Annotated in this window: 20 protein-coding genes; 9 read left to right on the top strand and 11 right to left on the bottom strand. The window is 55.6% G+C overall.

What is annotated here, in order from left to right:
• Nucleotides 1-6: 6 nt before the first annotated feature.
• The 3 genes from yajD (at nucleotide 7) to ACMV5H_RS03010 (ending at nucleotide 1,622) form a co-directional block, all read left to right on the top strand.
• Entirely contained in the window at nucleotides 7-348 is a 342-nt protein-coding gene (yajD, locus tag ACMV5H_RS03020) for an HNH nuclease YajD (RefSeq protein WP_021180444.1), read from the top strand.
• A 336-nt stretch (nucleotides 349-684) separates the two neighbouring features.
• The gene (locus tag ACMV5H_RS03015) at nucleotides 685-1,320 is read left to right on the top strand and encodes a division plane positioning ATPase MipZ (protein WP_021805185.1); all 636 of its coding nucleotides are present in this window, start codon (nucleotides 685-687) and stop codon (nucleotides 1,318-1,320) included.
• Nucleotides 1,317-1,622: a hypothetical protein gene (locus ACMV5H_RS03010; protein WP_021805186.1), complete on the top strand. Its 306-nt coding sequence runs from the start codon at nucleotides 1,317-1,319 to the stop codon at nucleotides 1,620-1,622. Before ACMV5H_RS03015 ends, ACMV5H_RS03010 begins: the two co-directional genes overlap by 4 nt.
• A gap of 121 nt (nucleotides 1,623-1,743) precedes the next feature.
• Here the strand turns inward: ACMV5H_RS03010 and ACMV5H_RS03005 are convergent, their stop codons facing one another.
• The 7 genes from ACMV5H_RS03005 to ACMV5H_RS02975 form a co-directional block, all read right to left on the bottom strand.
• Nucleotides 1,744-2,475 carry a substrate-binding domain-containing protein gene (locus ACMV5H_RS03005; protein ID WP_218519657.1) on the bottom strand — a complete coding sequence of 244 codons (732 nt, stop codon included), beginning with the start codon at nucleotides 2,473-2,475 and terminating at the stop codon, nucleotides 1,744-1,746.
• Complete coding sequence (locus ACMV5H_RS03000; RefSeq protein ID WP_414821431.1) at nucleotides 2,468-3,247, bottom strand: ABC transporter ATP-binding protein; 780 nt, start codon at nucleotides 3,245-3,247, stop codon at nucleotides 2,468-2,470. The genes ACMV5H_RS03005 and ACMV5H_RS03000 overlap by 8 nt, the downstream gene beginning before the upstream one ends.
• Nucleotides 3,240-4,238: a FecCD family ABC transporter permease gene (locus ACMV5H_RS02995; RefSeq protein ID WP_021805187.1), complete on the bottom strand. Its 999-nt coding sequence runs from the start codon at nucleotides 4,236-4,238 to the stop codon at nucleotides 3,240-3,242. Before ACMV5H_RS02995 ends, ACMV5H_RS03000 begins: the two co-directional genes overlap by 8 nt.
• Nucleotides 4,235-5,275, bottom strand: coding sequence for an ABC transporter substrate-binding protein (locus ACMV5H_RS02990; RefSeq protein WP_414821430.1), 1,041 nt, complete (start codon nucleotides 5,273-5,275; stop codon nucleotides 4,235-4,237). The genes ACMV5H_RS02995 and ACMV5H_RS02990 overlap by 4 nt, the downstream gene beginning before the upstream one ends.
• A 99-nt stretch (nucleotides 5,276-5,374) precedes the next feature.
• A complete protein-coding gene (locus ACMV5H_RS02985; protein WP_021805189.1) occupies nucleotides 5,375-6,298 on the bottom strand; it encodes a dihydrodipicolinate synthase in 924 nt (307 codons plus the stop codon).
• Nucleotides 6,299-6,390: 92 nt separating this feature from the next.
• The gene (gene bglX, locus ACMV5H_RS02980) at nucleotides 6,391-8,688 is read right to left on the bottom strand and encodes a beta-glucosidase BglX (RefSeq protein WP_414821429.1); all 2,298 of its coding nucleotides are present in this window, start codon (nucleotides 8,686-8,688) and stop codon (nucleotides 6,391-6,393) included.
• A gap of 96 nt (nucleotides 8,689-8,784) precedes the next feature.
• Complete coding sequence (locus ACMV5H_RS02975; RefSeq protein ID WP_039995865.1) at nucleotides 8,785-9,711, bottom strand: LysR substrate-binding domain-containing protein; 927 nt, start codon at nucleotides 9,709-9,711, stop codon at nucleotides 8,785-8,787.
• Between the two features lie 140 nt (nucleotides 9,712-9,851).
• On the opposite strand from ACMV5H_RS02975, the gene ACMV5H_RS02970 reads away from it, so the two are divergent.
• Together ACMV5H_RS02970 and ACMV5H_RS02965 are read left to right on the top strand one after the other, a co-directional pair.
• Nucleotides 9,852-11,006: a pyridoxal phosphate-dependent aminotransferase gene (locus ACMV5H_RS02970; RefSeq protein WP_115159178.1), complete on the top strand. Its 1,155-nt coding sequence runs from the start codon at nucleotides 9,852-9,854 to the stop codon at nucleotides 11,004-11,006.
• A gap of 33 nt (nucleotides 11,007-11,039) precedes the next feature.
• Nucleotides 11,040-11,822 carry an ABC transporter substrate-binding protein gene (locus ACMV5H_RS02965; RefSeq protein WP_021805193.1) on the top strand — a complete coding sequence of 261 codons (783 nt, stop codon included), beginning with the start codon at nucleotides 11,040-11,042 and terminating at the stop codon, nucleotides 11,820-11,822.
• A 51-nt stretch (nucleotides 11,823-11,873) separates the two neighbouring features.
• On the opposite strand, the gene ddlA is transcribed toward ACMV5H_RS02965, so the two are convergent.
• Nucleotides 11,874-12,980, bottom strand: a complete 1,107-nt coding sequence (ddlA, locus tag ACMV5H_RS02960; protein ID WP_115159177.1) for a D-alanine--D-alanine ligase — start codon at nucleotides 12,978-12,980, stop codon at nucleotides 11,874-11,876.
• Nucleotides 12,981-13,151: 171 nt separating this feature from the next.
• On the opposite strand from ddlA, the gene ACMV5H_RS02955 reads away from it, so the two are divergent.
• The 4 genes from ACMV5H_RS02955 (at nucleotide 13,152) to ACMV5H_RS02940 (ending at nucleotide 17,674) form a co-directional block, all read left to right on the top strand.
• Complete coding sequence (locus ACMV5H_RS02955) at nucleotides 13,152-13,355, top strand: ParD-like family protein (protein WP_021180435.1); 204 nt, start codon at nucleotides 13,152-13,154, stop codon at nucleotides 13,353-13,355.
• On the top strand, nucleotides 13,352-14,146 hold the full coding sequence (gene map, locus ACMV5H_RS02950; protein WP_414821428.1) for a type I methionyl aminopeptidase: 795 nt from the start codon (nucleotides 13,352-13,354) through the stop codon (nucleotides 14,144-14,146). Before ACMV5H_RS02955 ends, map begins: the two co-directional genes overlap by 4 nt.
• Before the next feature lie 43 nt (nucleotides 14,147-14,189).
• Nucleotides 14,190-15,887, top strand: coding sequence for a D-lactate dehydrogenase (gene dld, locus ACMV5H_RS02945; protein WP_414821427.1), 1,698 nt, complete (start codon nucleotides 14,190-14,192; stop codon nucleotides 15,885-15,887).
• 413 nt (nucleotides 15,888-16,300) lie between these two features.
• A complete protein-coding gene (locus tag ACMV5H_RS02940; RefSeq protein WP_414821426.1) occupies nucleotides 16,301-17,674 on the top strand; it encodes an NAD-dependent succinate-semialdehyde dehydrogenase in 1,374 nt (457 codons plus the stop codon).
• 55 nt (nucleotides 17,675-17,729) lie between these two features.
• Here the strand turns inward: ACMV5H_RS02940 and ACMV5H_RS02935 are convergent, their stop codons facing one another.
• The 3 genes from ACMV5H_RS02935 to ACMV5H_RS02925 form a co-directional block, all read right to left on the bottom strand.
• Nucleotides 17,730-18,908 (bottom strand): MalY/PatB family protein, encoded by a 1,179-nt coding sequence (locus tag ACMV5H_RS02935; protein WP_414821425.1) that lies wholly within the window; start codon nucleotides 18,906-18,908, stop codon nucleotides 17,730-17,732.
• On the bottom strand, nucleotides 18,895-20,343 hold the full coding sequence (gene nhaC, locus ACMV5H_RS02930; protein WP_021805199.1) for a Na+/H+ antiporter NhaC: 1,449 nt from the start codon (nucleotides 20,341-20,343) through the stop codon (nucleotides 18,895-18,897). The genes ACMV5H_RS02935 and nhaC overlap by 14 nt, the downstream gene beginning before the upstream one ends.
• 142 nt (nucleotides 20,344-20,485) lie before the next feature.
• On the bottom strand, nucleotides 20,486-21,490 hold the full coding sequence (locus ACMV5H_RS02925) for a LacI family DNA-binding transcriptional regulator (RefSeq protein WP_094982724.1): 1,005 nt from the start codon (nucleotides 21,488-21,490) through the stop codon (nucleotides 20,486-20,488).
• Nucleotides 21,491-21,566: the final 76 nt, after the last annotated feature.

The following is a 21,566-nucleotide window of genomic DNA, read 5'->3' as shown; positions in this document are numbered from 1 at the left end:
GCCCACATGGCATACATTCCAAAAAACTACGCGAGACTGGAAACCGGTTACCGCGAAAAAGCACTGAAAATCTTCCCGTGGGTCTGCGGGCGCTGTTCACGCGAATTTGTTTACTCCAACCTGCGTGAACTGACGGTGCATCACATCGATCATGACCACAGCAACAACCCGGAAGACGGTAGCAACTGGGAAATGCTGTGCCTGTACTGCCACGATCATGAGCACTCAAAGTACACCGAAGCCGATCAGTATGGCTCCACAGTGGTGGCAGGTGAAGATGCGCAGAAAGACGTAGGGTTAGCCACACATAACCCCTTCGCCAATCTGAAAAACATGATGAAAAAGTAGCGTTATCCCCCAAGCGGGGCCGCAGCATGCATGCGGTTCCGCCACATCCCTACCTTAATGACTTCACAAAACACCAACCTGTTAAGCTATTAACTTAGTTAAATTCAACGCTCATTTTAGCCCTTTTTCTCAGCCAGCAACTCACTAAGCTAGTAAGTTACTAAACAAACAAACCCACAAGTTAAGACTTTCGCTACTTGGCAAGCCACGGCCAATGGGGCATATTGTCGTCATACGCACTTGTTAACTCATTTAACTACCAACCTAGCAAGCGCATTAACTTATTAAGTTAGCTAATTGATAAGTTATCTGCTTGGCAACTTGAGAGATGGCAACATGATTGTTTTGATTGGTTCGCAGAAAGGCGGCGTCGGCAAATCGACCATGGCGGTAAACATCGCCGGATATCTGATCCTGCAACAGAAGAAAACGGCCATTATCGTCGATGCCGACGATCAGAAATCCATCATGACCTGGTTCAACGACCGTCAGAATGTTGAAGGGCTTCCGCAGATCCCGGTGGTGGCAGCCTCAGGCAAGATTAAAGAAACCCTGCTGGAACTGAACCGTCACTACGATTATGTGATTGTCGATACCGCTGGCCGCGACAGCGCAGAATTACGCTCCGGTCTGCTGGCCGCCGATCTGTTCATCTCGCCGTTGCGCCCTTCGCAGATGGACCTGGATACCATCGGCTACCTGTCCGAGATGTTCTCCACCGCCCAGGAATACAATGAAAAGGTAAAAGGCCACATTGTGCTCAACCTGTGCCCAACCAATATCTTCATTAACGAAGCCAACGAAGCGGCCGAAGTGCTAAGCGAATACCCGGAACTGAAGTTGGTGAGCAACCGCCTGTGCGATCGCAAAATTTATCGCGATGCCTGGGGCGAAGCGCTAACCGTGCATGAAGCGCACAATGAAAAAGCGCAGCACGAAATCGAAAGCCTGGTAACAGAGGTGATCCTGTGAAAAAACGTACGCCAACCCACCGCATGTCGGAAGATGAATTTATCAACAGCGCCACTTCGCATACGTTGATTGTTCCCGCTCCTGCCGCCGTTGCCGAAAAGCCCCAGGGCCGTAAGCGCATTTATAAAGCGCTGTCCGTCAGCCTGACGGATAACCACGTGGAGATGATCGACGAAGTGATCGGTCATGCGGCGCGTAACGGCATCGTGCGCATCACCCGTTCTGATGTGATCAAGTTGGCCATCGACACTTTGGCCGACAAGAGCGAGGCGCAGTTGCTGGCCTTGCTAAAGAAGATTTGATCAACTCAATAACTCGCCAGCTTAACAAGTTAACAAACGAGTAAGCTGGCAAGATTAATAAGCAAGTTACCAAGCTGTCACGTTATTAAGCTATTAACTTAATGTTATTGATAGTAAAGCCTTAGTCTAACGCCAACATGCCCATACGCTGTAAAATCCTCTGCCCTCGAACGCGCAGAATAAAGGCTACCAACGCCTGCGCAGCCACGCAGCTCTCATCCAGTAGACACAATCCATAGGTCACTTTGAAGTCGATCACGGCTGGCAATCTACGTACTTTTAGCTGAGCGTAGGAGGCCAAGGTATCTGCATAGCTGGCGTAGCCAAGAAAGATATCTGCCAGACCTTCAGCAAGCAGATATTCCGCCGCCAACCGGCTCGCCGGTACTGGCGCAGAATCTGGCCCACCAACCAACGCCACTGCTCTGCTACGCAATGCGCTCCCCTGCCCCGGCAAGCAATGCTCCAGGCGATCGAACAGCTGTTGCGCATAGTCGCCGGAAGGATCGGCTACCGGTGTCGAGGTGCCAACACGCCATTGTGGGTCGCACAGCAACGTCAGCAAATCCGGCTGCGTTAACTCCGGGGTATTACGCACCGTGGCGCATAGGCGATTGCGGGTAAACGGCTGTACCGCCTGCGCAAAGCCAAGTGCCACTAACCGCTGTGGATGTTCGAGATTGGCAGAGGCAAACACCTGCGGCCTTTTCCCCCGCTCAATCCGTTCCCGCAGCATCCCTGCCGGGCCAAAGGTGGCCTCGACCCGGTGACCGCTCTCCTCCTCAAACGCCGTCAACAGCGGAGAAAACGCCAGCCTCAGGCTTCCTGCGGCAAAAAGAGTAATGCTATTCACAATTGCGCTCCCGTTGGCTGTGGAAGATGGGCACCAACGTTTCTAACTGGCTGCCTGCAAAGGGAACGGATACCCGTTCAATCGGCAGATGGAACAGCGGCGAAAGATTGTCTGCCGTCAGAACCTGCTGGCAACTGCCCAACTGATGGCTCCCTTCTGCCCCCAGCAAGAGTGCACGGTCTGCCACGGCATGAGCATGATTAGGTTGGTGTGTCGAGAATATCACCGCCATCTGCCGTTCTCGTGCCAGTTGGTCGATCATGGTCAGCACCCGGTCCTGATGGTGTAAGTCCAGTGCCGAGGTCGGCTCATCGAGGATCAGCACTTCACAGGCCGTCGCCAACGCCCGGGCTATCAACACCAATTGGCGTTGCCCGCCGGAAAGGCTGCCAAACTCACGATCGGCAAATGCCTGCATATCCAGCGAATAAAGGGCCTGTTTGGCTAACTGATGATCCTCAGGCGAAGGCGAACGAAACAGCCCGACATGCCGAGCCCGGCCCATCAACACAATATCCAGCACCTTGTAGGCAAACGGCGGCGTGAAATACTGCGGCACAAACCCTAATCCGCAATGAACGACAACGCTCCCTTGCTGTAACGGCAAAGTGCCCAGCAAGAGTTGCATCAAGGTGCTTTTGCCACGCCCGTTGGGGCCAAGCACTGCCAGCACTTCCCCCCGCTTTAACTGCAAATCAAGTTGTTGGAACAACTTGGGTTGCCCTGGCCAACCAAAGCTCAGGTTGCTGACCTGTAGCAGCGTTTCAACCATTCCAACCCCTTACCTGCGCACGCTTTAACAGCAAGGCAAACAAAGGAGCGCCGATCAGAGCGGTGAGAATACCCAGAGGAATTTCACTGCTGCTTAAGCTGCGCGCCAAATCGTCGATCAGCACCATATACAGTGCTCCAAGGCACATCGCGGCAGGTAATAAACGCCGATGGTCCGGCCCCACCAGCAGGCGGGCCAAATGCGGGATCAGCAACCCTACCCAGCCAATGCTGCCGCTGACTGCCACCTGTGCTGCCACAATCACCGCACACAGCATCAGGATCAGCCAACGAGTGCGTTCAACGTTAATCCCTAACGCAGCCGCATCCTCATCTCCCAATGAAAGCAGGTTGATACGCCAACGCAGGGCCAATAACAGGCCACCGGCCAGCAGTAGCGGCAGGAATAACATCAGCAACTTATGGCTATCCGCCGTCGCAAAGCTGCCTAGTAACCAGAATACGATGCTAGGCAGCTTCTCTTCGCTATCCGCCAGATACTGCACCAGGCTAACGCAGGCAGAGAAAAAGCCGCTAAGGATCACCCCGGCCAGCACCAAAGAAAGAATATTACGCCGAGCGATGGCGCTGGTGATGGCAAAAATCAGCAACAGCGCCAACATGCCAAAGACGAAAGCACTCAGCAACAGCACCAATACCGGCAGGCCAAGCAGGATCGCCAAAGCGCCACCAAAAGCAGCTCCAGAAGACACGCCGATAATATGTGGATCGACCAATGGGTTACGAAATACCCCTTGCAGTGCCGCTCCACAAAGCGCCAAGGCCGCCCCCGCCCCCATCGCCAACAGCACACGCGGCACACGCACGCCGAGGATCACCTGCCGTTCGATCGCCGTGATATCTGCATGCTGGCCGATAGCCGGTTCCAACAAAATCATCAGGCTATGACCCGCCGTGACCGGATAACGGCCAATACCCAGGGAGAGCAGCGCGCAGCAGGCCGTAAGCAGTAATAACAGCCCCAGTTTCATTTGCCGCTCTGGCAGCAACTGGCGCGGTAATAGCGTTGGTAGTAGGCGTCTACGTGCTGTTGCAGATCAACATCGGTGAAACGCTGTGGGTAGAGCGTTTTTGCCATCCACAATTCCCCAAGCGCCAATGCTTCCGGCATTGGATAGCCCCAGGCTTTAGCATATTCCGGCATCAGGTAAACTCGTTTGTGTTTTACCGCGTCAATCGCCTGCCACTGTGGCGAGGTGAGGATCTGCTGCACCACGTCGGGGTAACGTTCCTGCACAAAGATCACCGCCGGGTTCCACTTCAGCACGTCTTCGATGGAAACCTGCTTAAACCCCTGAATATCTTTGGTCGCTACGTTCACGGCACCGGCATGTTGCATCATCAGGCCGGTGTATTTACCCGAACCGTACGTAGTGAGATCCGGGTTAGCCATATAGACCCGCACCTGTTGATCCTCTGGAATATCATGCAAACGCCTAGCCACCAACGCGCGCTGTTGGAAAACATCTTTCACCATCGCATCCGCCTGCGCCTCACGGCCCATCACCTTGCCAATCAGGCGAATACCATCCTGCAGGCCAAGGTTATAAACCCGATCTTCATTTTCTATTACCGGATTGATTTTCCCAGCCTGAGCCGCTGGTTCACGGCGCAGCGAGATTGCCACCACCGGAATACCGGCACGTTCGATCTGGGCGATCATATCCGCCGGGGCATAGTTGGCCACAAACACAACCTGCGGGTGCAGAGCCAGCAGGCTTTCGATATTGACCGCCGTAAGATCGCCCGGCATGGGCATCTTGGCCAGGCTTGGAGCCAGCCGTAAATAGTTCGGCCCCAGCTGTTTCTGCCAACTGCTGAGCACGCCAACCACTTGCGGCATGGCGTCTAGCTGTACCAGCAGGTTTAACGTCTGATGCTGTAGCACCACGGCACGAGTAATGTGGTCCGGCAACGTCACGGTGCGGTTGAGTTGATCGGTAACCTGGCGATCCGCCAAGGCGGCGGATGAGAAAAGAAGAGCAAGCAGTAATAGACGTTTGAACATGGGCGTTTCCGGTGGGCTATCGTTATATACGAAATAATATAGCGATAGCCGCCATGAAACAATCTACCGGATCAAACAACGCGTTGAAAAGGCAAATTGCTAACGGTTAACGGAGCGGGCAATGCGGGTATAGGTGTGGCGTACGCCGCGGATCGCCACGCTGTAGGCAAAGATATTCTCCGGCAACGCCAAGCCAAGATAGCCGGTATCACCAATATGATGCAGATCGGCTCCGGCCATTTTGCTCATCAGGGCAATCTGGCGGATGGTTTGCACATCGGCCCCCTCCTGAGAAGTGCCGATGGCGGTCATCGCCAGCGCGCCCTGTTGCTGAGTAAACGTAATCAGCGAGGCGACCTTTTCCTGCGACATGCCGGGGATGGTGCCCGGTGCTGGCAGCAGAACGATATCAGCTCCATTTTCTACAAACAGTGCGATATCTTGTTCAGTGATCAACTGACTGCCGCTTTCACGCACAATCCCGGCACCGTGCATTTTGCCGGTCACCAGCACCAGCTTATCGCCCACTTCGTCACGAATGTGCTTCAGCGCCTCTGCGATGGCCTGGTTGCTGACGCCGTTATTCGGGTTACCGGTCAAAACCACCATGCGAGCGCCAAGCTCATACAACTTTCGGGCGTTTTCCGCCGTGGCCGCGCGCCCCGCCGTCATCTGCCAGAACTCATTATGCGTGGTGGCAAACGCCGGATCGACGGCTTCCAGATTGACCCCGATGACGCGCCCGGTCAGCCGTTGCAGTTCGCGTATGGCATTCTCAGGCGGCACATCGCCAGGCAGCCCGGCAATGTGCGGCTGATTGACATCAAACAGGTTCAGCAGCAGGATGTCGGCCCCCTGGCTGGCGGCCAGCTCGGCATTGGTAACGTTATTGAGTAGCGGCTGAGTGACCGCGATGCTCTCACTGACCAAGATGCGCCCTTCGCTGGCACGGATGGCGTAGATCAGATCGTCTTTGCTGATGTTGGCCAGATCGCTGGCGCTACAGTCCAGATATCTTTTCATGATGCAATCTCCGGTGATTTTTATCGTGAACCACTTGGTATTTGATGAGGGGACATGGCGTCGGAGCCGGGATACCTTGTCCCCTCACAAACTTATTTCAGGATAAAGCTCTGCTGTTGCAGGTTGTCCGAGTCCAGGCCAACAAACACGTTGAATTTACCCGGCTCCGCGCCCCATTTCAGGCTGGCGTTATAAAACTTCAAATCGTCCTCGGTAATCGGTAATTCCACCCGCTGTTCCTGCCCGGCACGCAACGTCACCTTCTTGAAGTTACGCAGCTCCTTGATCGGGCGGCTGACCGAGGCGGTTACATCCTGCACATACAGCTGCACCACGGTGGCACCGTTATATTTACCGGTATTCTTCAGCATCACGCTGGCGGTAATTTTGCCGTCGCGCGCCATTTCGGGGCTGGAGAGCTTGAAGTCCGACAGGGCAAACTGGCTATAGCTCAGACCATACCCAAATGGATACAGCGGGCCATTCGGCGAATCAAAGTAACGCGAAGTGTACTTGCCCGGGTTTTCCTTGCCGAACGGTCGGCCAGTGTTGAGATGGTTGTAGTAAATCGGGATCTGCCCTACCGAGCGCGGGAAGGTCATTGGCAGCTTGCCGGAAGGGTTGTAGTCACCAAACAGCACGTCGGCGATGGCGTTACCGCCTTCGGTGCCGCTGTACCAGGTTTCCAGCATCGCATCTGCCTGTTCACTTTCCCAGCTCAATGCCAACGGACGGCCATTCATCAGCACCAGAACCAGCGGTTTACCCGTGGCTTTCAGCGCCGCGATCAGGTCACGCTGGCTTTGTGGAATGGTGATATCCGCCCGGCTGGAGGCTTCATGAGCCATCCCCTGCGCCTCACCCACTACCGCCACCACCACGTCGGCCTGTTTGGCGATCTTCACCGCTTCATCAATCATCTGTTGTGGCGGACGCGTGTCAAAGGCCACCGCAGGTTCATACTCGTTCAGATAATCAATAATGCTCTTGTCTTGGGTAATATTGGCCCCTTTGGCGTACAGGATGCTGGCCTTATCGCCCACCGCATTCTGCAACCCTTCACGCACGGTGATCGACTGCTTCACCACGCCTGCGGCTGACCAACTCCCCATAATATCGCGCTGGCTGTCGGCCATCGGCCCGATCAGCGCAATGGTACCCTGCTTTTGCAATGGCAGCGTCTGCTTGTCATTTTTCAGCAGCACCATCGTTTTACGGGCAATCACACGGGCTTCCGCACGGTGCAGACGGCTTTCGGCATTGGTATCCTGCGGGTCGGAACCAACCGGGCCAAGGTGGTTATACGGATCTTTAAACAGGCCCATATCATATTTGGTGTTCAGCACGTCGCGGCAGGCTCGGTCGATCTCACTTTCAGAAACCAAACCCTCCTTCACCAACCCCGGCAAGTATTGGTCGTAATACTCGTCGCTCATGCTCATGTCGACGCCGGAGGTGATCGCCAAGCGCACCGCGTCGCGCGCGTCCGCGGCCACGCCATGCTTAATCAACTCTTTAATCGCGCCGTGATCGCTAATGGTGATGCCTTTAAAGCCCCACTGGTCGCGCAGGAGATCTTTCAGCAACCATGGGTTGGCCGTCGCCGGTACGCCGTTGATTGAGTTCAACGAAACCATCACGCCACCGCTGCCAGCATCTACCGCCGCCTTATACGGCGGCAGGTAATCCTGATGCATACGCAACGGGCTCATATCGACGGTGTTATAGTCACGGCCGCCTTCAACTGCACCATACAAGGCGAAGTGCTTCACGCTGGCCATCACCGAACCCGGCTTGGACGGATCGCCATTCTGGTAGGCATCCACCATCACTTTGGCAATCTTCGATACCAGCCAGGTATCCTCACCGAACCCTTCGGAGACTCGGCCCCAACGCGGATCGCGGGTAATATCCACCATCGGCGAGAAGGTCATGTTCAGGCCGTCATCGCTGGCTTCCTGCGCTGAAACACGTCCGCTCAGGGCGATAGCCTCCAGATCAAAACTCGCCGCCAGCCCCAGGCTGATCGGGAATACGGTACGCTGGCCATGTACCACATCATAGGCAAAAAACAGCGGGATCTTCAGGCGGCTGAGCTGCATGGCCTGATCCTGCATGACGCGGATATCTGGCCGGGTCACGGTGTTGAAGATCGCCCCGATCTGGCCTTTGCTGATGCCGTCACGAATGGCCTCTTTCGGGTTATCTGGCCCAACGCTGATCAAACGTAGCTGGCCGATTTTCTCTTCCAGCGTCATCTGCTTCATCAGGTTGGAGACAAAGGCATCACGCTCCTTAGCATAGATCCCTTGGGTCACACTGCTTTCCTGCGCAAAAACCGGGCTGATAGCCAGGCCGGACAACATACTCACCACACAAAGCCATTTCATAGTTTGATTCTCAGGCACGTCCCCGCCGGCAATGTCGGCCAGGAGGCATTAATAGATGTGAGCACGCAGTTTGCCATACTCTTTTTGTTTGCAGAATCAATTCGTCTGCGTTGTTGTTAGCAGATGATGCAATCTGCTCCGGCTGGCTTGCGCCTCTGCCCCTAGCCACTCCACCAGCCGGGTTAAGGCCGCAGGCACCACCGCATGTTCGGGGTAAACCAGATAATAGGCGGCACCGCTGACCACGCTGATCGGGAACGGCGTAATAATGCGATTGGCCTGAATATCCTCCTCTAGCAGGCACAAATCGCCAATGGCGATACCACAGCCCTGTAATGCGGCGCTCATCGCCAGATCGAGCGTATCAAAATGCTGTGACTTGGCAGAGGGCAACGCCGTCTGCCCCGCCGCTTTCAACCATAGCAACCAATCACGGCGATCGCGCGTAGGATGCAGCAAGGTTGTCTCCGCCAGATCGGCAGGTTCTGGTGGCCGATCCAGGCCAGGCAGATAGTTCGGCGTGCAGACCGGCGTCAGGATCTCATCAAACAGATGGTGCACCACCAGCCGTTTGCCCTGAGGTTTGCCAAACACCACCGCCGCATCAAAATGCTCGCTGCCAAAATCCAGCCCGTGCGATACCGACGCAGTCAGTTCGATATGCATCTCTGGCCGTTCATTCTGCAGGCGAATAATGCGCGGCAATACCCAGCGCATCGCACAGGTTGGGCATTTGACGCGTAGCGTACCCGGCTGCTCCCCGGCCTTGGCCAGCGCTTGCGCCAATTGCTCTAACGCCAGTTGTACCGGCGCCAACAGCAGCGCGCCCTGTGGCGTCAGCGTTAACCCACGCGCGCGGCGGCTAAACAGCGGATAACCCAGTTGTTGTTCCAATCCCAGGATCTGGCGGCTAACTGCGCCCTGCGTCAGGTGCAGCGTCTGGGCGGCATGGGTGAAATTGAGACGCTCAGCGACCACCACAAAGGTTTTCAGCACGTCGAGCGACGGTAGCGATGTTTGCATAATAAATCCCGATACCTGCATTTATTTTCACTATCAGCCATGATCTGGCTGCATGGCAAGCATGACGAATTTTCTCTTGTTAGCCCATCCTAACTGATGCTTAATCATTCGACACTCGATTCTTTTGCCAGGAGCCCCCCATGCACAGCGCCTGTTCGCAACGTTCGAAACTGCCGGACGTTGGCACTACCATTTTCACTGTGATTGGCCAACTGAGCGCCGAACATCAAGCCCTGAATCTGTCGCAGGGCGCCCCCAATTTTGCCTGTAATGTGCAACTGGTTGAGGACGTTGCCCAAGCCATGCGTGCAGGTCATAACCAGTACGCCCCGATGAGCGGCGTAGCGGCACTGCGTCATGCACTGGCGGAAAAAGTTGAGCGGCTGTATGGCGCCCACTATGACGCCGACGACGAAATCACGGTGATCGCCAGCGCCAGCGAAGGGTTGTACTCCGCCATCAGCGCGCTGGTCCATCCCGGCGATGAGGTGATCTATTTCGAACCCGCCTTCGACAGCTACGCCCCGATTGTGCGTCTGCAAGGGGCGACCCCGGTTGCCATCAAGCTTTCGCTGCAAGATTTAACCATCGACTGGAATGAGGTGGCGGCGGCAATCAACAGCAAAACGCGGATGATCATCGTCAACAGCCCGCACAACCCTACCGGCAGCGTATTCGATGAACACGATATCGAGCGCTTGACTGCCCTGACCCACAATACTGATATCGTCATTCTTTCCGATGAAGTGTATGAGCACGTGGTGTTTGATGGTGGCATTCACCACAGCATGGCCTGCCATCCTGCTCTGGCAGAGCGCAGCGTGATCGTCTCTTCCTTTGGCAAGACCTATCACGTCACCGGTTGGCGCGTCGGTTACTGCATGGCACCGGCAGCGCTGATGGACGAAATCCGCAAGGTGCACCAATTTATGGTGTTCTCTGCCGATACCCCGATGCAATACGCCTTTGCCGCCGCCCTGAATAATCCACAGAGCTACCTGGGGTTGGCGGAGTTCTACCAGCAAAAGCGCGATCTGCTGGCAGCCGCGTTGCAAAAATCACGCTTTGAGTTACTGCCCAGCCGTGGCAGCTTCTTTATGTTGGCCCGCTTTAGCGGTTTCAGTCATGAAAGCGACAACGACTTTGCGGTCCGTTTGATCCGCGAAGCCAAGGTGGCCACCATCCCGCTGTCGGCGTTCTACAGCGACGGCACCGATACCGGCATTATCCGGCTTAGTTTCTCGAAAGATAATGACACCCTGCTGGAAGGCGCTCGCCGTCTGTGTCAGGTGTGATCCATTGATTTTTACCATGGGGAAGCAACAACAATGAAAAAAGCACTGAAAACGCTGATCGCGGCGGGATGTTTACTGGCAGCCGGTTCCACACTAGCGGCAGAGAATAGCCTGCGTTTTGGGCTTGAAGCCCTGTATCCGCCTTTCGAGTCCAAATCCGCCAGCGGCCAGTTGGAAGGGTTTGATATCGATCTGGGTAACGCCGTGTGCGCCGCCGCACAGGTCAAATGCAGTTGGGTAGAAACTTCGTTCGACAGCCTGATCCCGGCGTTGCAGGCCCGCAAATTTGACGTGATTAACTCGGCGATGAACGTCACCGAGCAGCGCAGGCAGGCGATTGCGTTTACCGATTCGATTTATCAGGTGCCAAACCGCCTGATTGCCAAGGCCGACAGCGGCCTGCAACCCGATGCCAAATCGCTGGCGGGTAAGCACGTCGGCGTGTTGCAGGGTTCCATTCAGGAAAACTATGCCAAGGCACACTGGGCACCGGAAGGGGTTGATGTCGTATCTTATCAGGATCAAAACCAGGTCTATCTGGATCTGACCGCTGGCCGCCTGGATGCCACCTTGATCATGGCCCCTGCCGGGCAGAGCGGTTTCCTGGCGCATCCAGATGGTAAAGGCTTCGCGTTTGTTGGCGATGCGGTACAGGACGATAAAATCCTGGGCGAAGGTATCGCCTTCGGCCTGCGTAAAGATGATACCGCGACGCTGAAAAAGCTCAACGACGCCATCGCCAAGGTGAAGCAGCAAGGCACCATTGGCGAGCTGTCCAAGAAGTACTTTGGCGATATCGATGTCACGGTGAAGTAAACCGTTGTCTTCTGGCACTCTTCAACTCGGAGAGTGCCAGGAAAACGCCATTTACTTGCTGTCAAATACCGAACTGTTCAACCCGCGATCCTGCTGATGCCGCTCCAGCGCCAGTTCAATCAATATGGTGATCAGTTGGCTATAGCTCACCCCGCTGGCTCCCCACAGTTTTGGATACATGCTGATATTGGTGAAACCGGGCAACGTATTGATTTCGTTGATAATCACGTTATTGTCCGGCGTCAGGAACACGTCGACGCGCGCCATACCCAGGCAATCCAGCGCCTTGAAGGCTTGCAATGCCACCTCGCGGATTTTATCGCTGACGTCCTGATCGATCGCCGCCGGTACCACCACCTGCGCGCCTTGCTCATTAATGTATTTGGTGTCGTAAGAGTAGAACTCATCGCTCAGGACGATTTCGCCACAGACGCTGGCTTGCGGATTGTCGTTGCCCAATACCGCGCATTCGATCTCACGGCCAACAATAGCCGACTCCACCAGCACTTTATGGTCGAAGCTGAATGCCAAGGCGATGGCCTTTTCGAACTCAGCCTGGTCATGCACTTTGCTGACGCCAACGGAGGAGCCCTGGTTCGCCGGTTTAACAAACAGCGGTAACCCCAGGCTCTCACTTAATTGAGCAAAGCTGTACTTGTTGCGGTTGGAACGCGTCAGCGTGACGAACGGCGCTACTGACAGCCCGGCATCCCGCAGCAGACGTTTGGTGACGTCTTTGTCCATGCTGACGGCGGAGCCCAGCACACCCGCCCCCACGAACGGCATATTCGCCATGCGCAGCAGCCCTTGCAGTGAACCATCCTCCCCCAAGGTGCCGTGGACGATCGGGAACACCACATCAAGCTGCCCCAAAGCACCGGCACCGTCGGCTTCAATCAGTTGCTGTTTCTCATACCCAGGGACCAGCGCCACGTTTTTATTCGAGTGGTTCAGCGCGATCAACGCCGGGTTTTCCGCATTCAGCAGGAAGTTGGAGGCATCGTTAAGGTGCCACTGCCCCTGCTTATCAATGCCCAACAGCGTGACGTCAAACTTCTCTTTGTCGATGGCATCCAGAATATTTTTTGCCGACTGCAGCGAAACCTCATGCTCCGCCGATTTGCCCCCAAAGATCACCCCAACACGTAGTTTAGTCACGCCTTAAATCCTTCTTAAAAAAGTCATGGCAACAAAGCCGACGATCACAATAAACGCATTGTGCGACCCCGGCAATGACCATTGGGCCTAAAATGCCTGCGCCACAGAATGCCAAACCCACAGCATCCAAAACGTATACACTCCGTATATTGTTCACTTACGGAGTCGGCTATGGGGATTGTAAAAATCTCGGAGACGCTACATGACGATCTCAGGCTCGCCAGCCTGGCCATGTCGCGTTCTATCAACGCACAGGCAGAACACTGGATCAGGATCGGCATGCTGGCAGAGCTGAACCCAGAGCTAACCTATCCGCAACTGGTAAAGAAAATGATGAAAGATAATGCGCTGACGCTGAAGGAGATTGTTGGGTGAAAGATATTGTGATTAAAACGCCGCAGGAGATTGCCATCATGCGCCACTCCGGCGCGCTGCTGGCCAAGGTGTTTGCCATGCTCGATGAGGTGATCCGCGAAGGCATCACCACCATGGAGATCAATGACCGTACCGAAGCCTTTATCGTCAATGAGCTGAAATCACGCCCTGCCAGCAAGGGCCAGTATGATTTCCCCTACGTGCTTAATACCTCGATCGACGAGGTGATCTGCCACGGTATCCCGTCGGCCAGCAAAATTCTGCGCTCGGGGATGATCGTCAATGTCGATATCACTTTGGAAAATAATGGTTTTATTGCCGATTCCAGCAAGATGTATTGCATCGGTCAAACCACCCCGCTCGCCAAGCGCCTGGTCAACAATGTCTACGAGTCAATGTGGCAAGGTATTCGGGCTGTGAAACCCGGTGCTACGCTGGGTGACATCGGCCACGCCATACAGCAACATGCAGAACAGGCGGGTTATAGCGTAGTACGGGAATATTGTGGGCATGGCATTGGCCGTGAAATGCACGAAGGCCCAGCGGTGCTACACTTCGGCCTGCCCGGCACCGGCACGGTGTTGCAGGAAGGGATGGTGTTTACCATCGAACCGATGATTAACCAGGGCGACCACCGCATCAAACAGAAGAAAGATGGCTGGACCGTGGTCACCCGTGATAAAAAACTTTCCGCCCAATGGGAGCACACCGTGTCGGTGACCGCTGACGGCGTGGAGATCCTGACGTTGCGTGCAGAAGAACGTGAGGCGGGATATCAGGAACGCTATTAAACATTAAACCCCGTTGCAACCCGGCGGGGACATGGAGATGGGCATGACGCAGGCATTTATCACTCAGTTGAAGAGTATCGTTGGCAACGCGCAAGTGCTGACCGGCGAGCGTAGCACCGAACGTTATCGCAAAGGTTTCCGCTCCGGCGGTGGCAAGGCATTGGCCGTAGTGTTCCCTACCCGTCTGCTGCAACTGTGGCAGATCCTGCAAGCCTGCGTTGCCGCCGATAAGATTGTCATTATGCAGGCGGCCAACACCGGCTTGACCGAAGGCTCTACCCCCAGCGGCCAGGATTATGACCGTGAGATTGTCATTGTCAGCACCCTGCGGCTCGATCATATTCAAGTATTGGATAACGGCAAGCAGGTGGTCGGCTTCCCTGGCAGCACGCTCAATAAGCTGGAGAGGTTACTGAAACCTTATGGCCGTGAACCGCACTCGGTGATCGGTTCTTCCTGTATTGGCGCTTCGGTGATCGGGGGAATATGCAACAACTCCGGGGGGGCGTTGGTCAAACGCGGCCCGGCCTATACCGAAATGGCGCTGTACGCCAAGCTGGACGCCGATGGCCAGTTACGGTTGGTCAATCATCTGGGGATTAACCTGGGCGATACGCCGGAAGAGATCCTTACACGGTTGGAAAAGGGCGATTACCGACCAACGGATGTTGAACATGGCGAACTGCGCGCTTCGGATAATGAATACGCCAGCCGGGTGCGCGATGTGGATGCCGATACCCCTTCCCGCTTTAATGCCGATAAACGCCGCCTGTTCGAGGCTTCCGGCTGTGCCGGGAAGCTGGCAGTGTTTGCCGTGCGTTTGGACACCTTTGCCAAAGAAGACAAGGAACAGGTGTTCTATATCGGCACCAACGACACCGCGGTTTTGACCGAGCTGCGCCGCCATATGCTGAGCCAGTTTGAAAACCTGCCGGTGGCCGGGGAATATATGCACCGCGATATTTTCGATATCGCCGAGGTGTATGGCAAAGACACCTTTATGATGATCGACAAACTGGGCACCGATCAAATGCCGCGTTTCTTCACCCTGAAAGGCCGGGTGGATGCCACACTGAACAAACTGCCACTGATACCGCACAACCTCACCGATAACCTGATGCAGAAGCTGAGCAAGCTGGCCCCTAACCATCTGCCGCCGCGCATGAAAGAATATCGCCAACGCTTTGAACACCATCTGCTGCTGAAAATGGCCGGCCCAGGCGTAGAGGAAGCCCAGCAGTATCTGCAAAGCTATTTTGCCCAGGCCAACGGTGACTTTTTCGTCTGCACGCCTGAAGAAGGTAAGAAAGCGTTCCTGCACCGCTTTGCCGCAGCGGGCGCCGCCGTGCGCTATCACGCGGTACATGCCGATCAGGTCGAGGACATTCTGGCGCTGGATATCGCCCTGCGCCGCAACGATACCGAGTGGTTCGAAACCCTGCCGCCAGAGATCGACAACCAACTGGTGCACAAGCTGTATTACGGCCACTTTATGTGCCACGTGTTCCACCAGGATTACGTGGTGAAAAAAGGCGCGGACAGCCATGCGCTGAAAGAACAGATGTTGGAGATCCTCAATCAGCGTGGTGCGGAGTATCCGGCCGAGCACAACGTCGGCCATCTGTATCATGCCAAGCCGGATTTGCAGGCTTTCTATCAGGATGCCGATCCTACCAACAGTTTTAATCCCGGCATTGGCAAAACCAGTAAGCAAAAAAACTGGGGTAACAACATTCAGTAACATTTTATCCTATCCCCTCACCCCAACCCTCTCCCACAGGGAGAGGGAGCTTGTGGATCCTGCCCTTTTGGGAGCAAAGGATCATCTCAGCACACTCGTATTAAGCCTCTGCATGCGGGGCACTGACAGGGAGAGGGAGCTGGTAGAGCCTGCCCTTTTGGGAGCAAAGGGTCATCTCAGCACATTCGTATTAAGCCTCTGCATGCGGGGCACTGACAGGAAGAGGGAGCTGGTGGATCCTGCCCTTTTGGGAGCAAAGGATCATCTCAGCACACTCGTATTAAGCCTCTGCATGTGGGGCGCTAGCGCGTTATCGCTCTTTATGCCCCTATTCTTCTGCCCTGTCGTCTAGACTTAATGTTCTGAATAAGGCGTCTGTCAGGCGTCAACATGAGCGACGAAAGGAGCACTTCATGCCATACCAGACAGTAAACCCCTTTAACAATCAGCTAATTAAAGAATATACCCCGCATAACGACGATCAGGTGGAGCTGGCGCTGGCCCAGGCCGATGCGCTGTATCATTCCGACTGGGCCAAGGGTGAAATCATCCAGCGCCTACCCGTGTTGCATAAGCTGGCCGATCTCATGGAGAGCCGGGTGGAGGAACTGGCGAACATTGCCAGCGTTGAGATGGGTAAGCTGATCGAGCAAAGCCGTGGCGAAGTAAAACTGTGTGGCCAGATTGCCCGTTACTACGCCAATAATGCGCAAAAATTCCTGGCCCCGGTAAGCTATGAGTCCAGCCTGGGTGAGGCCTGGGTCGAGCATCATCCCATCGGGGTGTTGATGGCGGTCGAACCTTGGAACTTCCCTTTTTACCAACTGATGCATGTGCTCGCCCCTAACCTGGCGGCCGGTAATCCGGTATTGGTCAAACATGCCAGCATCGTGCCGCACTGCGCCGAAGCGTTCGAAAAGCTGGTGCATGAGGCCGGGGCGCCCAAAGGCGCCTATACCAACCTGTATATTTCCCAGGCGCAGGTGGCCAACATCATCGCCGACGATCGGGTGCAGGGCGTAGCACTGACTGGCTCGGAGAAAGCAGGTAGCATCGTGGCAGCTCAGGCGGCCAAGAAGCTGAAAAAGGCCACGCTGGAGCTGGGGGGTAACGACGTTTTTGTCGTGCTCGACGATTGCGATCTCGAGAAGGCCGTTAAAGTCGGCGCCCAGGCGCGACTGAACAATGCCGGGCAGGTCTGCACCGCCGCCAAGCGTTTTATCGTGCAGGAGAAAGTGGCGAAAGCGTTCCTGCAACAGCTCACGGAGCATTTCAAGAATGTGAAAATGGGCGATCCACTGGATGAAACCACCACCTTAGGGCCGCTATCTTCCAAGTCGGCTCTGGAAGGGTTAACCGAGCAGGTCAATGAGGCGGTGAAACAAGGGGCCAAACTGCACCTGGGCGGCAAGGCATTACAGCATGAAGGTAACTTCTTTGAACCCACCATTCTCACGCATATCAGCCGCGATAACCCGGCCTATTTCACCGAGTTCTTCGGCCCGGTGGCACAGGTCTATGTGGTGAGCGATGACGAGGAGATAGTGAAACTGGCCAACGACTCCCACTACGGGCTTGGCGGGGCCATCTTCAGCACGGATATTGAACGAGCCAAAAAGCTGGCCTCACGCATTGAAACCGGCATGGTGTATATCAACTCCTTGACCGATACCGCGCCTGAGCTGCCGTTTGGCGGTGTGAAACGTTCCGGCTTTGGCCGCGAGCTGTCAGATCTGGGGATTAAGGAGTTTGTGAACCAGAAGCTGGTGGTGGTAAGCCATAGCTGAGTTTTTATACTCGAGGGACGCTAAGCGGGCGCAGTATGCTGCGCCCACTATAAAATCAATTAGTTAGTTTAGCCAACCCTGCGACGGCCATTTCAAGATAGGTGCGTGGGCAGCCGAGATTGATGCGGATAAACCCCTCCCCTTGCTCGCCAAATCCACAGCCCATCGAAGGCGCAATTTTGGCCTGTTGACGCATGGCTAGCTGCAAAGCATCATCATCCAACCCCAGCGCACGGCAATCCAGCCAGGCCAGATAGGTGCCTTGAGCTGATATTATCCGGCACCATGGAGCCGCCTGCTCCAATGCCTGTGCAAACCAGCGCCGGTTCTCAGCCAAATAAGCCAACAGGGCATCAAGCCACGGACCGCCCTGCTGGTAAGCCGCCGTTGCTGCCGTCACGGCAAGCGCGTTGAAAACGTCTAACCCATGCGCATTGAGCCGTTCGACAAATTGTTCACGTAGCGCCGTATTCGGGATCAGGAAATTGGAGATGCGTAGCGACGACAACCCAAAGGTTTTACTGGCAGAGGTGGCTACAATCACCCGATCGTGCCACTGCGGCCCCAGGTGTAACACCGAGGTAAAGCGCTCATCTGGCAGGATCAAATCCGCCCAGATCTCATCAGAGATCACCGTCACCCCATGTTGCTGGCATAGCGTCAGCAATTGCGTCAGTTCCTGCGGGTTCCAGCAGCGGCCGGTTGGGTTATGCGGATTGCACAGCACCAGCAACGGCGGCTTCTCCCGCTGCAACATATCGGCCAATTGGATAAAGTCAAAGTGATACTCCCCTTCCCGCTCCTGCAGTGGGTTCTCTAGTACCCGCCGACCATTGAGAGCGATCACCTTCTTGAAGGAGCCATAAAAAGGCCCCTGCACCACGACGCCATCACCGGGCTGGCTGAGCATCTGGATCAGCAGAGCAATCCCCGGCACAACCCCTTCGATCGAGGTAAACCATTGCCGTTCCAGCGGCAGTTGGTGACGTTGGGCAAACCACTCTATAGCCGCCCGGTAGTAAACTTCGTCACGTTCGCTATAGCCAAATACGCCATGATCGACACGCGCATGCAGAGCCTGCTGCACTGCTGGCGGGCAAGGAAAGTCAAAGTCTGATACCCACATCGGCAACAGGTCGGTTTCATGCAATTGCAGATAATGCCCCATGAAATCCCATTTTACCGAGCTGGTATGGTGGCGATCGACCACCTGGTTGAAATCAGGCTGTTTCATTTGGCATCTCCTGCTGTTGAGCCTCTGGCGTCACTCTTGCGATGCCAAAACCGGTAAAGCCGTAAATCAAGGCGAAGAAGACCGCCGCGTAACACTGCACCGCCCAAGGCAGCAGATCCAGCGTGTTCACTCCCAACGTGGTGGCCATATAAACACCGGCCGCTGTCCAGGGAATGAGAGGCTCAATCACCGTACCGGCATCTTCAATGGTGCGTGACAGGTTGGTGTTATCCAATCCCATGCGGCGATAAGCATCCTTGTACAGCTCAGCAGGAATGAGCAGCGCCAGCTTGCCGTCGCTGGTCGCTCCGGTGACCAGGATGGTGGTCCCCACCGTGGCGGCAATCAGTTGGCCGGTGGTGCGTACCACTTTCAGCAACCGGTTGATAATCACCGTCAGCGCACCGGTCAAGGTCAGCGCACCGGCAAACGAGAAGGCACAGAGTACCAGCAGGATGGTGCTCATCATTGAGAACATGCCACCACGGTTAAGCAAGCGCGGAACATCGGCGATCACACCGCTGATATCATGCCCACGTTCAGCAAACATCGACAGGTTGAAGCCGTCCATCAGCGCGTTCAGGCCCTGTTTCAGGCTAAAGCCCTGCATCACCACGGCGAGGCCGATCGCTAGCACACAGGCTGCCAGCATGACCGGGATCACCGGTCGTTTGGTCACCGCCCCCCACAGCACCAGCACCGGCGGCAGGATCAGCAGCAGGTTGAAATGATATAGGCTTTCCAGCCCAACAATGATGTCAGTGACCCGCTGTGGCGTGGCAACCGTTCCCACCACGCTGCTATGACCGGCGATCAGGTAAACGGTGGCTGCCAGCACAAAGCTGGGCAGTGTGGTGTACATCAGGTGTTTGATATGCGCATAGAGATCGGTTTCGGCCACGATGGCGGCAAAGTTGGTCGAATCCGACAGCGGAGAGATTTTATCGCCGAAATAGGCCCCGGAAACCACCGCGCCCGCCGCCGCAGCCAACGGCACATCCAGCCCCGCAGCAACGCCCATCAGCGCAACGCCGACGGTCCCCGCAGACCCCCATGAGGTGCCGGTACAGACGGAGATCACGCTGGTGAGGAAAAAGGCCGCGATCAGAATATATTGCGGGCTGATCACTTTCAGCCCCCAGTACACCATATAAGGAATGGTGCCGCTGATCATCCAGGTACCAATCAGCCCGCCGACGCAGATCAGGATCATGATCACCGGCATAGCCTTCGCCAGTTTGCTGACGATCGAGTTGATAATGTCATCCCAGCTGTAGCCCTGCCACAGTGCCAACCCGGCAGCAACGGCCGCCGAAAGCAGTAACAGCGGTTCAATACGTAATTCCCACACCCCATAGCCGACGATCAACAGCGTCAGCATGGCAACGATCGGCAGCAAAGCCAGCCAAAGGTTGAGCGTTTTCTTACCATCCATAGGTCACCCCGAATTGTTATTGATGTGCCGCTAGCGTAGTGAATCCTGATTTCTCGGGGTGTGAGCTAGCGCCTCAAGCCATGTAACCGCTTTCATGACGGATAACTTTGTGAGGCAGATCTCAGAACAACCTCTGGACAAGCTATCCCTGCCAGCGAGTGACCGAGTCACGCAGCACCAGTTCAGCGCTAAACATGTTATTTTGCGGCGGCACCCCTTGTTGTTGCTGGCTCAGCAACGCCAGCCTGGCAGCCCGCCTGGCCATACGCTCGATGGGATAATGCATGGTACTTAACGCGGGATACAGATAGCGCGCCAGCACCACATCATCAAAGCCGATAATCGACAGTTGCTGCGGCAAGGGGATTTGGCGCTGGTGCAAGGCTCGCATCATGCCGGCGGCCATCACATCATTAAACGTCACCGCGGCCGTAAAACGATGACGGCTGGAAAGTATCTGCTCTGCGGCCAATTCGCCCCCCTCTTCATCAAAGGGCACGCTGATCACCCATTCACCCGGAACGTCGATTCCCGCCTGTGCCATCGCGTTGCGGTAGCCCTGTAAACGCAGTTTGCGATCGTCGATGGGCAAATCGGCGGTCACACAAGCAATACGCCGATGCCCCTGTTGCAGCAAATGTTCGGTCGAAGCCTGAGCCGCGCTGAGGTTATCCAACCACACGCAGCGGTTGGCAATGGCAGGAAAGTAGCGATTGATGATCACCAAACCGGGGGAATGAGCAGCATAGCGCAGCACATCGGCATCGCTCATGCGGGTGATGTGGGCGACAATCGCCTCACAGCCCTGGTTAATCAGAAAATCCAACCCGGCCTTTTCGCGCTCCGCCTGGTGCCCGCCGCTGCACACCATCAGCTTGGCCCCTTCTTTGCGGGTCACTTCCTCCACACCGCGTGCCAGACGCGAGAAAAAAGGATCGGCCAGATTGCCGGTCAGCAGCCCCAGCATGTTGCCACTGCGTTTGGCTAACGCCAGGGCCGCCGCATTGCGGTGGTAATTGAACTCGCGCATCGCTTTTTCGACACGCTCGCGGGTAACAGGCTCAACATAGGCGGTATTGTTAATCACCCGAGAGACCGTCGCAGCGGAAACTCCGGCTCGCTGCGCCACCTCTTTCATTGTCGCCATCAATTATTCCAGTCGGTATCATTTGATGAGTTGATAATAAGCAGGCGGGAGTAACAAATCCAGATGAGCGAGTTCG

Source organism: Serratia sp. N21D137, assembly GCF_047530005.1.
Lineage (GTDB): Bacteria > Pseudomonadota > Gammaproteobacteria > Enterobacterales > Enterobacteriaceae > Chania > Chania fonticola_B.
The sequence above is the reverse complement of the archived record's forward strand: the minus strand, read 5'-3'. Positions and strand labels throughout refer to the sequence as shown.